The sequence below is a fragment of the Shewanella sp. UCD-KL12 genome (assembly GCF_001957125.1).
Lineage (GTDB): Bacteria > Pseudomonadota > Gammaproteobacteria > Enterobacterales > Shewanellaceae > Shewanella.
Genome location: NZ_MPHJ01000008.1, coordinates 122,210 through 138,037 on the forward strand (window position 1 = coordinate 122,210; position 15,828 = coordinate 138,037).

Consider the following 15,828-nt stretch of genomic DNA (forward strand, 5'->3'; position numbering starts at 1 on the left):
AAGAGATTAGTTTATTTTAACCAGTAAAATCAGCTTGGTATATTTAAGTTTATCTGTATTGTTTCGTTGAAAGCCTGTCAGCAATCAATACTGATGAAGAGGACGTGTTTTCTTACTTAATCCGTTGGTTTTTCTTTTAAAATATTTATTCTCAACAACCTCGACTGCCTGATAAATAGTTTGGTCATTCGACGATTACTGGCCTGTGTTAAGGGTTTATATTTGAGTGCGATATAGTATTTAGTAAACTGTGTAAAGTCCCCCGCAATGTTAGGGTATTTAGATTTAACAGCTTGGCAATAGTCTAGTGGTCCTTGATGAGTTGCACGGGGCACACCTTTTTTGTGTAAGAGTTGACATGTTTTGTTATAAACCGTGGCGATTCTATCCTTGTTGCGGGTAAAGTGCAGTAAGCCTGCAGTATAAGCTATGACTAATCCGATAATACAGATACTGACCAGCATGAATATGATGAGCCTCTCTTGAGTGACCTTACCTAAAAGTTGCTCTAAGACTTTGTCCTGCTTATCGGAGTCAAACCCAAGTACCCAGACACTCCAGTAGTAATCGATACTGGCTAATGTCATTCTGAGATCCGCAAGCAGTGGGAACTCTCTTAGTCTAAGACTGTTAAATGGGTTATCAATTAAGTAACTATCTTGTCCTTGAAAGTAAGCGTCAAAACCTTCTAATACCCGCTGAGGGGCAATCATTGCAGTAGGGTCTAAGCGTACCCAGCCCCGGTCTTGCAGCCATACCTCTACCCAAGCATGAGCCATATATTGGTAAACGCTGAGGTAGTTAGCTTTTGGGTTCCATTCCCCGCCTTGATAGCCAGTAACCATTCTGGCAGGTATCCCCGTAGCCCTAGCCATAAATGTCAAAGCACTTGCATAATGGACGCAAAAACCTTGCTTGTTTTCTAAGAGAAAGTCATCAATTTGATGAGGGCCTACGGGTGGAGGGCTCAAGGTATAGTAATACTTTTCTTGGCCAAAAAGATTCATCATAGCAAGCACTCTTTGTGCTGGATCTGGGTATTTTTCATGGAACTCATTGGCGAGTTGTAGGGTTTTGGGATTGCTGTCTTCAGGTAGTTGTAAATTAACTTGCCTAAGCACAGAGGGGAGCTGTTTATCCATGATAAGACTAGGGTAAGAAGTGACCTTATATTGAAATTTTCTATTTATCACTTTAGTCGAGTACAAGCGATAGTCGGGCAATTGAATGATATGAGCATTATCGCTTGTGCCTACGTCGAGGGAGAATAACCAATGTTGGTTACTGCGTTCTGCGATGATGGAATAATCTTGAGACAGGCCTGTAGGTACAATGTCAATTGAATGCTTGTTAGTGGCCTCTAAATCTATAATGCTCTCATTTTGTTTCCATGTCTCGCCATCATAGTCCTCAAGAACCAATGCTCGCCAGTATAGTTTATTGTTAGCAGGAGGCTTGCCCGTAAAGCTTGCTCTGAAAGCCAAAGCAGAGGAGCGAGTCAGCCGCTCAATCTCACCGAAGCTTACCTCATCAGATATTCCCGTTTGTGCCGTTTTAAATTGGGGAACCATCCACAATGGAGGCAGTCGAGGAAAAACTAAAAAGAGTAGGGCGGCGAGCGGCAAGCTTTGTAGGATGAGCGTAAAGCCTATTTTTGCCGTTTCTTTCACTTTTACATCTTCACGATAAAGACTGACTAGCACGCAAGTATTAATAGCCACAATAATCATCAGAATAATGCTGTAATAGATAGATTGTTGACCAATGAGAGTAATCGCGATAAGGAAATAACCAACTAATACAACGGTTCTCACATCACGTCTGTCTTGCATCTCAATATACTTGAGTGCGTAGCCAAGAATTAGCAGGTTAAATAAACCATTTAAAATACCAATTTGCGACGTGGCTAAAGCTAAGGTGAGGGCAGAACCAAGTGCTAAGGTTGTCACCAATATTCGAGGCGGTTTTGCGACCTTACCGACAAAAATACCGTAGCGCCATACCAGGCATATTGCGCAAATCGCCATAGTCCAAGGAGTAAACTTATCGTATAAAGGGATAAGTACGGCAACATTGATGATAAGTAGCCAGAGTAAGCTATGCCTTGAGATAATTTCTTGCTGGGAGTTTTTACTCATACAGAAGCCACATTCCGAGTTGGAATAAGGGCAATGGTTTGTTGACACAACACTCGGTGTTGCTCACCTTCTGAAGGGGGGATTTTATGCTGACCAACGGCTAGTCCAAATATCTGTCCACGCTCACTTAACCTGTCGATAGACCAAGTTAACTGACTAATTCTCGTCTCGATATCTGGCGCTCCTAATCTGTCTAAGGTGAGCCAAAGAGGTTGTCCTTGTGGCTGCTGAAACTCTTTACTTAACATGCCTCTGCCTTGGGCAAGCTGTTTCCATGCAACCTGACGTAGAGACTCACCTGGAATGTGCTGTCTAAGCCCTTTAAATTCATCAACACCTGGAATGTGCAAACCTTTGTCTAAGGTATGACTGATATCTTCAGTCTCCATGGCGGTGAGAGAGGCTTTGGACTCTAAAGGGGTAGCAAATACAATCAGTTGGTTGTCTAAATCAATATGGGACCAAGCTCTGCAAAGACCTAATGGGTATCTAGATTCCACTTTTAAGCGACCAGGAGAGACTCGACCCCGTTGGCCATTTTTAAAAGGCACGAGAGAAATAAAGGCTTGATCATCAACTACTTTTATTATGTTTGTTTGGTTATTAGGGTAAGTCAGCAGTACTTCAAACTGGGCCTGTTTGGCCTGCAGTTTAATGGGAAATACTAAAGTCTCTCCTGCGTAGGATTGAGGGGAGTTATTCGAGCTAAGCGTGAGTCCCGCCAAGTTACGGTAACTGTAGATGATGCAGGTATTAAATAGACTCAATAAGAGAAAACTGAGGCCTATTACTAAGTTATTCTGGTAGTTGGTACCAAAAAGAAAAAGCAGCAAGATAAGGCAAGCCCATAACAAACCAAATCCGGTTGGCAAAATAAAGATACTTTTGTGTGCGAGTGTCACCTGTTTTGATGGGGGTAACCTTCTCGATAGCCAGCCGCTCCACCACCGAGAGATTCGACTTGGTTTATTTGAGCTTGCCGCTTTAGTACCTATCATAAAATAGGATTAACAATACTAAGAATTTTTTGTGAAAGCGCAGCTCCCTGTTGTTGGCTACTGCTACGGATCCTATGCTCTGCTACTGCAGCAAAAACAGCTTGTACATCTTCTGGCACCAAATAGTTACGACCATGAAGAAAGGCCCAAGCTTTAGCGGCTTGCAGTAGCGCCTTACTTGCTCTTGGCGATAAGCCATAACCTTCATTTTGACTTCGAGATGAGTCGATTAATGCGAGAACATAATTGAGCAAAGCATCAGAAGCTTTCACTTTTTCAACGGCTTGCTGCAGCTTTGTTAGCTCTAATTGAGTAATACACTGAGGCAATGTTATCACTTGCGGGGACTGGTCATGACCCTTAAGCATATCCAATTCAGCTTCTTTACTGGGATAACCAATAGACAGGCGCATCATAAATCTGTCTAACTGTGATTCAGGGAGCGGAAAAGTACCAGATTGTTCACTGGGGTTTTGCGTTGCTATTACAAAAAATGGGCTGGGTAATGGATGAGTTACTCCATCAACGGTGATCTGATTTTCAGCCATAGCTTCAAGCAGTGCACTTTGTGTTTTTGGGCTGGCGCGATTGATCTCATCAGCTAAAACCATCTGTTTAAAAATCGGACCTGGATGGAAGACAAATTGTGCCTGCTCTTTATCAAAAATAGACACGCCTAGAATATCGGCTGGCAGCATATCACTGGTAAATTGGACTCTTTGGTAGCTCAAGCCAAGGCTCTGAGCAATACCGTGAGATAGGCTTGTTTTCCCCATACCCGGTAGGTCTTCAATTAAAAGATGTCCCTTGGCAAGAATGCAGGTCAGCGCCAGTTTTATCTGTTCAGGCTTTCCAAGTAATACGCGACCAAGTTGTTCGATTATCTCAGATATCGATTGTTTATCCATAAAACTCCCTTTATTGATATCCCGAGCAATTAAGCAGAAGTAACTGTGCTAAAAGGTAATATATTACTATGCGATAAAATATCTGATTGATCCAGTGATACCCATAGCTCAGCCATTTAAGTTTAACGCCACATGTTTAGGAACATAAGCTTAATGTTTTACTTTTTATTGAAATACCAGCCCCATTGTTGGCGAGCGTGGTGATTAATGGGACGACAACAGGGGCAGTTATAAACTTAGATTTAAATAAAAAACCTTGGACTAAATCAATCCCAAGTTGCTTTGCAAGCTCAAAGTGTTCCTCTGTTTCAACACCTTCTAACACAGTGAGTTTATGGCAATCTTTGGCAAAGCGGATCAAGGCTCTCATTAGATGTTGCTGTTCAATATTGTTTGCTTGGTTTAACCAATCGATATCAAACTTTAGCGTATCGACCTGGCTTAGAACTGTAAGTGACAGCATTGAGTGCGGCGCACCAATATCGTCCAAGGCCACTTTAACTTGCTTAGACTTTAGGTGTGAAATAAGTATGGCAGACAGGTTAGCATCGTTAATGCAGGTGTTTTCAATTATCTCAACCGTTAAATTAGGTCTGTGAGATAACAGGTTTAACATATGTTGGCTTTGTTGACCGATGGCATGAGGGTCAAGATTAATAAATAGGGGTAATGTTGAAACTGAGTGCTTGAGTTGAAATAGTTTTGCTTGTATTTCAACTTTTTCAAGCAGTGTTTCTTGACGATGAAGTTGGTCAAAAACAAGGTTGGGAGGCGTGTGTCGGCCATTTATATCTGTAAATCGAGAGAGGGCTTCATAGCCAAATACCGTGGCGTCACAGGTACGTATTAAAGGTTGATACTCAGCGCCCAAGTATAGATTTTCCAGTGAGATCATAGATTGACATAATAATTATATGTTAATAAGAATTATTCACACAATCTTCATACTGTCTAATTTCTTTACATTAAGTGATGCTGAGTGCCTTATTATTCGGCAGTAAGTCGAAAGTATTGCTGATTACGCCCAATTGAGTTGGCTTTGATAGCTATTAATATTCAATAGTTATGGTTGAGCTCTTTTGCTGAAAACAGTTCGGCAGGCTTACCTTGTTTAATCTGATAGATGACACGATAGCTCAATACAGCTTGCACATATTCACGCGTCTCAGAGTAGGGGATAGATTCAATGAACGCTATCGCATCTAGCTCGCCATTCGTTGCCTTTAGCCAGCGTTTAACTCTGTGGGGGCCTGCATTATAAGCCGCTGTAGCTAAAATACGATTATCATCAAATTGCTTCAATAGAGAAGCATAATAGGCACTGCCCAAGCGAATATTAAGGTCATTTTGATACAAACTTCTATGGCCTGTGTATTTTATGCCAGCCCTTTTTGCAGTCTCCTTTGCCGTAGCTGGCATCAACTGCATCAAACCTCTCGCACCGACACCTGAAGTGGCATAGGGGTAAAAAGCACTTTCTCTTCTGGCGATAGCCCTTAATTCATCAATATTGACACTGAGTTTGTTGCTCGATTTTACAAAAGCTTCATTGGCGGCATAGGGGAATCTCAATGTCATATCATTCCAAAGCTTGCCTTGAATGCTTGCTTGAACGCCGAGTGCGTCCCAGCCGTTTGTTAACGCAAATGTGGCATACTCTTTTTGCATCGCTTTATCGTGACGATTAAGCATCAACACCCATTCACTACGCGCATCGATAACTTTATCTATAGCAAGCAGCTCAATGACACGAGCTAACCCTTTGTCTTGATAGAGCTGTTCTCTGAGACTGTTATTACTGACTGTGTCTGCATGTTCTAGCTGATATTCACTTTGAAGCTTATTGGCGGCAGCAAAACCATAGAAATTTCGCCGTTGGCTCAATTGGGTTAATATTTTGTCATCGCTTGCTTTCTGTGAGTTAGAGCGAGATTGCCAGTACTGCCATCTCGGGTTAGCTTGTTTTTTATCACTAAGTAGCGCGAGATAAGTATCTATGCTCTTAGTATCATTCTGCCTTATTGCCCATCTTAACCTAAGCTCAACTAAATCATCACTGTCTAGCATAGGTAGCATAGTATCAACGAACGACTTTAACTTTTCTTCTTGCTTAATGATGGCTCGTTTAACGAAGTATCGACTCAGCTTTCGACCTTGGTAATCGGTGAACCTATCGTTTTTCTGGTATTTTACATAGAGCTTTACTGCTTTATTAAGGTCTTTTCGGGCAAGTTTTCTGAGCCCTGCAGCGATGATATCCCCATAAATATTGGCACTGCCAACAAAGCGTTTAGTATGCCTTAAGCTTCTTGGGTCTTTATACACTGAGAGGAGTAATTTAGCTTCATCTCTATGAGTGGTTACTTTTCTTGATAAGTAGGTCAATAGACCATACTGATTAGCATCGAAGCTAAGTAGCATGCGCGACCAGATTAGCTCTTGAGTCCTCTGTCCCGCTTTTTGCCAAGCATTAAAAAGGGGATCGCACTCTTCGGGTCTTGACTTACCATATAACCATAGCGAAACCGCACCTTTAAATGCTTGATCTTTATCTCCATTAGCCAATTGAGCACGGTAATAGTAGCACTGTAAGACGGTGTTATTGGGTCTGCTGGGGCTAACAATGAGAAAATCATTCCAATGTTTACGAGCGCCTGCTCTCATTAGGTAGCGGTATCTTGCGGTATTAAAAAGAGGGGTGTCCTTAAATTGAGTGATTTCATTTAAGGCATCAACGCCATCGAGTTTAATGATGTCATTTATTTTATAATGGAAATCCAGATATACCGTTAATGGGTAGGTATCAAGCTGACTTCGAAGTTTTTTGTATTTGCTAATCGTGTTCTGTTGGAGGGCTTTGCGGGCGTCGAGATAGTTTTGCTGCTCAGGGGTAAAATCGTTCCCGTGAGCAACGGAAAGGCTTACTAAGGATGAAAGTAAAAGAAATACACTTAGTTTTACGTAAATATTTAAGTGACTAACAATGCCTATTAACTGCTTGTGCATTCCTTTTCCTTTGAATAACTGTATGGTTCTACCTGTTAAAGCCTTAGTTTAACTTCGTCTCCTCAATCCGGAAATCAGACAGGGCCGAATCGAGTAGTTTCTGGTCGATTTTCTTACTAGTATCAACACCTAATTGTTGCATCTGATGTGCTTGTCTGACTAAGTTACCTTTACCGCTAGCAAGTTTCCCCATAGCATTGGTGTAACTTTTTTCAGCACCTTCAATCGCTCTACCGAGCTTTTCCATATCTTCAATATAACCGCAGAGTTTATCGTATATCTTTCCAGCCTGTTTAGCGATACGTTGTGCATTTTGATTTTGATATTCGTATCGCCAGATATTGTTAATTGTTCTTAAGGCAACGAGCAAGTTAGTAGGGCTGACCAACATAATGTTTAGCTCTAACGCATAATTGACCAAGCTTGGGTCGTGCTCTAGAGCAAGTAAAAATGCGGGCTCCAGGGGAATAAACATTAATACGTAATCTAGACTCTTTAATCCGTGTAATTTTTGGTAATCCTTTTGGCTGAGTCCTTTGATATGCCCACGTATGGAGGCAATATGATCTTTTAATGCCTGAGCTCTAATCGTTTCATCATCGCTGTTAAAGTAACGCTCATAGGCGAGCAAGGACATTTTGGCGTCTATGACGACATCTTTATTTTCCGGTAGGTGCACGATAACATCTGGTTTGAATCGTTTACCATCATCATTTTTAAGATCTGCTTGAGTATCATATTCATGACCTTCTCTTAGGCCACTTTCTTGCAATACTCTCTCTAAAATGACCTCTCCCCAATTACCTTGCTGCTTATTATCTCCTTTTAGGGCTTTTGTGAGATTAACTGCATCATGGCTCATCTGCAGGTTAAGTGCTTTTAGTGACTCAAGTTGATGAGAAAAAGCACTCCGTTGAGATTGCTCATTAGTATAGGATTCATGAACTTGTTTCCTAAAGCCCTCTAATTGTTGCTTGAAAGGCGCAAGTACTGAGTCCAAATGATGTGTACTTTGGTTTTTAAGCTTTTCACTTTTTTCGTCAAAAATCTTGTTCGCAAGATTTTCAAATTGAATATTTAATCTCGACTCAGCTTCTTCGAGAACCGATATTTTTTCTTCTAAGGCTTGCTGCTGTGTATCGTATTTAACCGTTAATGTTTGCTGCATCGCATTGGATTTAGACAGCGCTAGTTGAGTTTCCATCAACTTTCTTTGAGCATCTTGCAGTTGTGTCTCACAATGGTTAAGTCTTGCAGAATCTGCTTGTGCTTGGCCTAAAGCACTTAAGTTGTGTTCAAATTTGAGGTGTAGTTGATTAAGGTGGGATTCTTTCTCTGCAAGGAGTGATTCAAGGTGGCTTATTTCATTTTGTAGTGCTTCTGCTGTACGTGACTGCGCTTCAATCAATTGGGCTTTTACATTTTCCCATTTATGCCTCGTTAGGCGTTGATTGATCAAGGCGCCAATAAGGATGGAGAGGAAAGCGACTGCAGATAGGACAATAATTTGAGGAATAGAAAGTGCAAGCTCAATAGGCATGTGCTGGGGATCCTAAGGAATAAATGCGTAGACTCTCACGGGATGGAATGATCTTCAAGTCGTCAGACACGGGAAATGTATAAATGAATAACAGTTAATTATCTGTTCATCGTTGTCGCCGTGAAATATGGTCCTTGTTAAAACAGAAAAGTGATGAAAAAACACTTACCAGGAAAGTTTTTCTGCTTTAAGCCTGTCTTATACTGAGTGCAAGCTAGAACCCATTCGCAGTAGAGGTTTCAATGACATTTATTAAAGGTATATCAAAAAGTGCGCCATGGAAGGTAAAAGAATCTGAAGTCACGCCAGAGTCAGTCTTTAAGGATAGAAGGCGTATTATTCAAGCTATGGGGTTAGGGGCTGTCGGTGCGAGTATCCCAGGCTATGTTCAGGCCGGCATCTTTGATCTTTTTGGCAGTCCCAAAAGCACTACACCCTTTAAGACTATCCCATTAGCATTTCATTCTAACCCCCTATTTAGTCAGCAGGAGGGTGTCACACCCATAGAGAAGGTGATGAGCCATAACAATTTCTATGAGTTTGGTACGGGTAAATCAGATCCCGCTGAAAATGCTCAAGGGTTCAATGTTGACCCATGGAAACTTGTGGTAGATGGAGAGGTTGAGCGTACATTGACCTTAGATTTAGACGACCTGACCAAACTTATTGCTCTTGAAGAGCGTACGTATCGTCTTAGGTGTGTAGAAGCTTGGTCTATGGTGATCCCTTGGGTTGGATTTCCGCTAGCAAGTCTACTTAAAAAAGCAGGCTTAACTGATAAAGCTAAATATGTTGCATTTGAAACCCTCTATGATCCAGAGCAGATGCCTGGTCAGAAAAGTCGCTTAATGGGGGGAGGTATCCATTACCCTTATGTAGAAGGCTTAACTGTTGCTGAAGCGATGAATGATCTGTCGTTCTTATCAGTGGGTTTATACGGGAAAACCTTACCACCACAAAACGGGGCGCCAATCAGGTTAGTGGTGCCGTGGAAATATGGTTTTAAGAGCATAAAGTCAATCGTTAGGATCAGAGTCATGGATAAACAGCCGCCAACCAGTTGGAATCAGTTGGCTTCCCATGAATATGGGTTCTATGCCAATGTTAATCCAAAAGTTGATCACCCTCGTTGGTCCCAAGCCACTGAAAGAAGAATTGGTGAAGGAGGGCTATTTTCAGCTAAGCGAATTGAGACTGAGTTGTTTAATGGTTATGGCGATCAGGTCGCAGAGCTGTATAAAGGGGTGGACCTGCGTAAGTACTTTTAATGTGATTCATTTGTAAAATAATAAAACATCGTAAAAAGCGTGTAGGAGCAAATATGAGGCTATCAGCAAAACATCTTCTTTGGTTAAAAGGCGCTGTCCACTTAACGGCAATATTACCTATTATCCTTCTTATCCTCTCAGTTGTTTCTGGTAGCGCTGGCGGCGACCCTGTCGAGTATATCATCCACTATACGGGGGTTGGTGCTTTGAACACCTTAGTGGTTCTATTAATGCTCTCACCTTTAGCACGATATTTTAAACAGGGGGCTTTAATACAGCTACGCAGACCAATTGGCTTGTATGTTTTTGCTTATGCGAGTTTACATATTCTGGCATTTCTTGCTTTTGACCTGCTGTTTGAGTGGTCATTGTTTCTACAAGAGGTTGTTAAACGGCCCTATATTGTCGTTGGCGCTTTGGGCTACATCATTCTCATAGCTTTGTCTGTGACTTCATTTAAGTTCATTAAAAGAAAGATGGGTAAGCGGTGGCAGCAGCTGCATAATTTTGTTTATCTCGTTGCACTACTTGTTCCTATTCATTTCTATTGGTCCGTTAAATCCGAAGTTATAGAGCCGAGTATCTATTTTGTGATTATGGGGCTGCTTCTTTCATTACGTATACCTAAATCCGATAAAATATTGTCCTCTATATCGAGAATGAAGCTTAAATGGAATAATTCATAAAACCTGTTTAAAACGGGTTTTATGAATATCGCTTAGCGGCAATACACTACTCGATATAACAAGTCACCTCTTAGACTAATTAATTCCAAGTGTTTTTTGACAAATAGTCAATTATCTCTAAAAGTTATATTGGTAGCTGTAATTACTTAAAAGGCTTAAGGGTGCAAAATGGATACTATTATCAGTATGTTTCGTAAAGTAAAAATCTCTAAGCGATTGTACTTTATGCTGGGGTTATCGATTGTTGCCACCATTTTTATGTTCCTATTTGCACTGTTCAATATCGAGAATGTCTTAGTCGATGAGAAAGAGGCAAAGCTTGCGTCTTTAGCTGATGTGGGCGAGAAGGTTATCGCTCAGTATTATGAGAGTGCTCAAAAAGGGTTAATGAGCGAAGAGGAAGCAAAGGCCGGAGCCATTTTAGCGTTAGATACCTTAAGGTACGCAGGTAAAGAGTATTACTGGACAATTGATAGGCAAGGAATAATGGTTCAGCATGCTTTTGCGAAAAAATTAGTGGGTACCAATGTGCTCAACATGAAGGATCCTAACGGAGTAAAACTGTTTGAGGAGATGGTCAAAGGGACTGCTAACAAGGATCTTGCCAGAGTAGAATATATGTGGAATCGACCTAATGCCACAGAGCCTAGCCCCAAAATGAGTGTGGTTAAACGATTTAAACCTTGGGGATGGATTGTCGGTACGGGTATGTATGTTGATGATATTAATCAGCAAAAAACGGCATTTGCTTGGCAATACCTCTTAGTTGTAGCCCTAGTTTGGTTTCCTGTTATATCGATTCTATTTATAATCACTAGTAGTATCTCAACACCCATGAGACAGACGATTTTAGCTCTGGAGAATATTGCAAAGGGAGAAGGCGATCTGACATTACGGTTAGAAGAAGTGGGAAATGATGAGCTCAAAGAGGTGGCGAGCAACTTTAATCTCTTTGTCGTTAAAATACAGACCTTAGTTCAATCGGTCTTTACGTCAGTAAACCATAGTCGTGAACTTGCCACTGGGCTTGCCACTATCTCAACTGAAGCCAATGAGATAACCAGCAACATGCAAGCTGAAACTGAAAGTGTTGCGACTGCAATCAATGAGATGTCGATGGCGGCATCTGAAGTTGCCTCCAATGCGCAGTTAGCTGCCGATAGTGCTGGGAGTGCAGACACTGAAGCCGATAAAACGACGCGTGTAGTTGATAGCGCGGTGCATAAGATTAATGAGTTGTCACAAGAGTTAGAAACGACATCTGAGGTGGCTCAAGGGCTTCAAGTTAGCTCCGGTAAGATAGGTCAAATTTTAGATGTGATAGTCGGTATTGCTGAGCAAACAAACTTACTGGCATTAAATGCGGCCATTGAAGCTGCTCGCGCTGGAGAGGCAGGCAGAGGGTTTGCTGTCGTGGCTGATGAAGTCAGAACACTCGCTAGCCGTACCCAAGAGTCAACACAAGAGATCAATGGGATTATTGATGCGATTCGAGGATCGATCGAGAGTGTCAATGCCTCCGTTGAACGTGCAAAAACTCGATCAAGTCAAACAGTGCAAGAAACTTCCCAAGTTGTTGAAGCCTTAGATGTAATCAAATCTTCTATCGGTCAAATATCAGATATGAATATTCAAATAGCGGCAGCAACAGAGGAGCAAAGTGCGGTAATCGCCGAGCTAAATATGAATGTAACTAGAATCAATGACATCTCTGTGGAAAACCAACAAAAGAGTGTTCAAATTGGTGAAACGAGTGAGCAGATACAACAAGGTTCATCAGAATTAGATGGCTTAGTATCAAGCTTTAAGGTTTAAGTAATCGAGCGTTCGTTATATTAAGCTCAGCATTTAAAGCCAGACATCTACCTTGTCTGGTTTTTTGTTTGTCTCATTATTTGTAATACTTCATCATAGGAGATATTGAACTGTCTGGATAAATTTATCACTTTAGTTTTATAGGTTTGAACAGCTTCCTGTTTCGCTATTATACTTTTCTTTTCTAGGACAAGTTCATTTACAGTATCTTGCAATATCAGCAATCTTCGTAAACTATAATCAAGTGAATCTATGTACTTACTCATCTGTTGCTTGTTTCTAGCCTGAGATAAATCACTGGAGTGCTTCTTTTCAAAGCCATATTCATCAAGTGCATTAAGCGCACTTTGTAGTTCTTCATTTTCAAGCATTGAGGTTCACTTATGATAGGTGGTGGGTAATATTAACCAATAAAAATTATTATAGCTTCATCAGTGATGCACTAAAAGATATTTGCACCTTATATTGATATTAACAGTTAAAGGTTTATTGTAAATATTGTTCCAATAATCACATACAAGTAATTTAATGGTTTGTTTATGGAGTTTATAGATGAAGGACCTATTGCCAGATTTATTTGATCATTATAGTGATGACTTATCATTACTAACCTCTCGTTACACCCACTTTGGCCACCGTAGAATATTTTGGGGGGAGATAGTAACGGTCAAGTGTTTCGAAGATAACTCTAAAGTAAAACAGATACTCAATACTAATGGCAAAGGTAAAGTACTCGTTGTTGATGGCGCAGCTTCAATGGAGCGAGCTCTTCTAGGTGATATGATAGCGCTTTGTGCTGTCGATAACTGTTGGGAAGGGATTGTGATAAATGGTTGTGTCCGTGATGTTGGGGCATTAAAGGAGATGGAAATAGGCGTTTTGGCCTTAGGCACTAACCCTATCAAGACCGTTAAGAAAGATGTGGGCGAGATTAATGTTCCCCTGCAGCTGGATAACATTAATGTAGAGCCGGGCATGATGATATATTGTGATGAAAATGGTATTGGGCTCGCTAAGTCTGCATTAGCGCTCTCTTGCTTGCTATAATTTAAAAATCTTATTCAGATGGAACCTGTTATGAAAATTTTGAAGTGGTTGTTTATCTCATTCTTCCTCTTAATCCTCACGCTGGCACTGTATTTAACGTTAATCTTCGATCCAAATGACTTTAAGCCTCAATTAGTCGAAGAGGTAAAAGGGCAAACAGGTAGAGAGCTAATTATTGATAACGATCTATCTTGGACTTTCTTTCCGAGTTTAGGTATCGAATTATCAGCTATCTCATTGTCTAACCCTGAAGGATTTGATTCAGCCGCTATGGTTGAAGTTCAACACATTGTCGCCGAAGTTAAATTGATGCCACTTTTTAGTCGTGAAGTTGAAATTTCACAATTAAATCTGGATGGGCTAAAACTTCACATCGAAAATCATAAAGACGGCCGTTCAAGCTTTGATGGGCTTCAAGGTAATAAACCCAGTAAAGAGCAAGCAGCCCCTAAAGAGACATCAACTGGCGCTGGCTTAGCGAGCCTCGAGATTGGTGGTGTAGCAATCACCAATACTCAGATAACGTTAACAGATCACAAAGCCGGAACTGAGCAAGTATTTACCTTAGATGAACTTCACTTAGGGCAATTTTCGCTGGGAGAGTTCGCATCACTGGACTATAAATTTTCCGCAAACACGGCCGAAGTCAATGCATTGAGCAAAGGTAAAGGCTTGATTAGAATTGCACCTTCCATGAAACAAGTAGAGCTTAAAGATCTCTCAATTGAGAACAGCATTGCTGGAGAGGGATTGCCTAATAACAAGCTTGATGTCAGCTTTAATGCTCAAGTACTCGTTGATCTTGATGCCCAGCAACTAAGTATGAATCTCGAGCAATTAAAAGCTGCAAACATTGAAGCTAGCTTAGGATTAAAGGTCGAGTATGGAAAAAAGGTTCCTTTTGTTGATCTGGCAGTTGAGCTTGGCGATATTGATTTAGATACCTTGATGCCGAAAGAAGAGAATGAAGCAAGTAAAAGCGTAAACACGGATGATAAAAATCGCCCTGTGAGTGAGCCGGACTTATCTGCGCTGCAATCAGTCGATATGGATTTAGCCCTAACGGCTAAATCGATAAAAGTGTCCAATATGCTCACCGAAAACTGGCAAATGGACCTAGTGTTGAAAGCGGGCGTACTAACGCTTAATAAGCTTAATGCCGATCTCTATGACGGTAAATTACTTGCTTCTGCAACCTTAGATGGTAAACAAGCTACTCCAAGCTACAGGTTTAAAAAGTCTGTAACTGGGGTGAAAATTCGTCAGCTGTTGATTGATGCTGCGGATACTGATCTACTGGCTGGAGCGGCTAATTTTACCGTGGAAGGAAAGGGAAGAAGTTTAATCACTGAAAATTTAAAGAAAAATTTAGCAATGAAAGGTCAATTTGAAGTTGCAGATGGTGCGCTCTATGGCGTCAACATCCCGCAAATGATTAGAGATGCACAAGCAAAATTAAGTGGTGATTTATCTGCGCCTGCATCATCAGAAAAGAAAACTGACTTTACGTCTCTAACCGGTACATTTTCAATGGTTAATGGCGTAGCATCCAATCCAGACTTATTGATGGCTTCACCGTTAATCAGGCTTTCAGGTGCTGGCACGGCTAATATTATTTCTGAAGCACTGGATTATAAACTCAGTACTTCAGTGGTTGGCTCTTTAGAAGGGCAAGGGGGAGGTGAAAGAGACATGTTGTATGGTGTTGAGATCCCCTTTGCTATTACAGGTACCATGTCATCGCCTGAGTTTGCGCTCGATACAGCTGCGTTATTTGATGCTAAGCTCAAGCAGGAAACAGACAAGGTTCAAGATAAACTCAAAGATAGTATTTTGAAGAAGCTAGGTGGATTTTAATGAAAAAGGTGTTTAGTTCTATAGTGTGTGTTTTTACTTTAAGTGCTTGCTCTCAAGGCATGTCTACGAGCGAGGTTAAGCATGAGAGTAGCGGTGATCATACCAAACCTAAAGTACAGCAAATAGAAAAAGCAGATAGAGGTGAGATTACCTTGATTAATCCAGACTCAGCGAAAGTAATCCCAAAAGGGCTCTTTACAGGAGAGTTGCAAGTCTCTTTAGATACCGGGTTCGTGGTAACTTTGCTTATTACAAACACACAAACCTTTGGGGTGCCTGTGCAATACCGCTCGGGCATGACTGCTGATGTAAAGCTTGTTGATCCGCAAGGGAATAAAGTTTGGGCTTGGTCTGATGATATGATGTTTACTCAGGCTATTCGTGATGAGGTTATACCTGCAGATAAAGTGAATCCAGTAAGGTTCAATTTACCTAAAACTGTAGTAGCTCAAGTCAATAAGAAGGGTTATCAACTTATAGCTACCTATAAAGGACATTTAACTGAATCAAAAGGCGTGGCTATGGCAGACGTAACTCTGTCTTTAGATCCATTCCTAAACTGAGC

The 15,828-nt window shown here is 41.1% G+C and carries 13 protein-coding genes; 6 read left to right on the forward strand and 7 right to left on the reverse strand.

The genetic code is table 11. The features are described 5' to 3' along the window. Positions 1–116: 116 nt before the first annotated feature. The 6 genes from BM736_RS15225 to rmuC all read right to left on the reverse strand — a co-directional run bounded on the left by BM736_RS15225 (position 117) and on the right by rmuC (position 8,590). Positions 117–2,138, reverse strand: coding sequence for a DUF3488 and transglutaminase-like domain-containing protein (locus BM736_RS15225; protein ID WP_076413705.1), 2,022 nt, complete (start codon positions 2,136–2,138; stop codon positions 117–119). Next, positions 2,135–3,136 carry a DUF58 domain-containing protein gene (locus BM736_RS15230; protein WP_076413706.1) on the reverse strand — a complete coding sequence of 334 codons (1,002 nt, stop codon included), beginning with the start codon at positions 3,134–3,136 and terminating at the stop codon, positions 2,135–2,137. Before BM736_RS15230 ends, BM736_RS15225 begins: the two co-directional genes overlap by 4 nt. Further along, positions 3,133–4,044 (reverse strand): MoxR family ATPase, encoded by a 912-nt coding sequence (locus BM736_RS15235; protein WP_076413708.1) that lies wholly within the window; start codon positions 4,042–4,044, stop codon positions 3,133–3,135. Before BM736_RS15235 ends, BM736_RS15230 begins: the two co-directional genes overlap by 4 nt. A 136-nt stretch (positions 4,045–4,180) precedes the next feature. Continuing rightward, complete coding sequence (locus BM736_RS15240; RefSeq protein WP_076413710.1) at positions 4,181–4,939, reverse strand: EAL domain-containing protein; 759 nt, start codon at positions 4,937–4,939, stop codon at positions 4,181–4,183. Between the two features lie 161 nt (positions 4,940–5,100). Next, positions 5,101–7,050: a transglycosylase SLT domain-containing protein gene (locus tag BM736_RS15245; protein WP_076413711.1), complete on the reverse strand. Its 1,950-nt coding sequence runs from the start codon at positions 7,048–7,050 to the stop codon at positions 5,101–5,103. A 43-nt stretch (positions 7,051–7,093) separates the two neighbouring features. Next, a complete protein-coding gene (gene rmuC / locus BM736_RS15250) occupies positions 7,094–8,590 on the reverse strand; it encodes a DNA recombination protein RmuC (protein WP_076413713.1) in 1,497 nt (498 codons plus the stop codon). Positions 8,591–8,832: 242 nt separating this feature from the next. On the opposite strand from rmuC, the gene msrP reads away from it, so the two are divergent. The 3 genes from msrP (at position 8,833) to BM736_RS15265 (ending at position 12,359) form a co-directional block, all read left to right on the forward strand. Further along, positions 8,833–9,858, forward strand: coding sequence for a protein-methionine-sulfoxide reductase catalytic subunit MsrP (gene msrP, locus BM736_RS15255; RefSeq protein WP_076413715.1), 1,026 nt, complete (start codon positions 8,833–8,835; stop codon positions 9,856–9,858). Between the two features lie 53 nt (positions 9,859–9,911). Then, on the forward strand, positions 9,912–10,544 hold the full coding sequence (gene msrQ, locus BM736_RS15260) for a protein-methionine-sulfoxide reductase heme-binding subunit MsrQ (protein ID WP_076413716.1): 633 nt from the start codon (positions 9,912–9,914) through the stop codon (positions 10,542–10,544). Between the two features lie 168 nt (positions 10,545–10,712). Continuing rightward, positions 10,713–12,359, forward strand: a complete 1,647-nt coding sequence (locus BM736_RS15265; RefSeq protein WP_083700214.1) for a methyl-accepting chemotaxis protein — start codon at positions 10,713–10,715, stop codon at positions 12,357–12,359. Positions 12,360–12,406: 47 nt separating this feature from the next. Here BM736_RS15265 and BM736_RS15270 read toward each other — a convergent pair whose 3' ends face one another. After that, positions 12,407–12,730, reverse strand: coding sequence for a hypothetical protein (locus BM736_RS15270; protein ID WP_076413718.1), 324 nt, complete (start codon positions 12,728–12,730; stop codon positions 12,407–12,409). Positions 12,731–12,911: 181 nt separating this feature from the next. Here BM736_RS15270 and BM736_RS15275 point away from each other — a divergent pair, with 181 nt between their 5' ends. The 3 genes from BM736_RS15275 to BM736_RS15285 are packed head-to-tail and all read left to right on the forward strand — an operon-like array spanning position 12,912 to position 15,826. Continuing rightward, entirely contained in the window at positions 12,912–13,406 is a 495-nt protein-coding gene (locus BM736_RS15275; RefSeq protein WP_076413720.1) for a putative 4-hydroxy-4-methyl-2-oxoglutarate aldolase, read from the forward strand. A gap of 30 nt (positions 13,407–13,436) precedes the next feature. Beyond that, positions 13,437–15,263, forward strand: a complete 1,827-nt coding sequence (locus BM736_RS15280) for an AsmA family protein (protein WP_076413721.1) — start codon at positions 13,437–13,439, stop codon at positions 15,261–15,263. After that, entirely contained in the window at positions 15,263–15,826 is a 564-nt protein-coding gene (locus tag BM736_RS15285) for a BsuPI-related putative proteinase inhibitor (protein WP_076413723.1), read from the forward strand. Before BM736_RS15280 ends, BM736_RS15285 begins: the two co-directional genes overlap by 1 nt. The last annotated feature ends 2 nt before the right edge of the window (positions 15,827–15,828 follow it).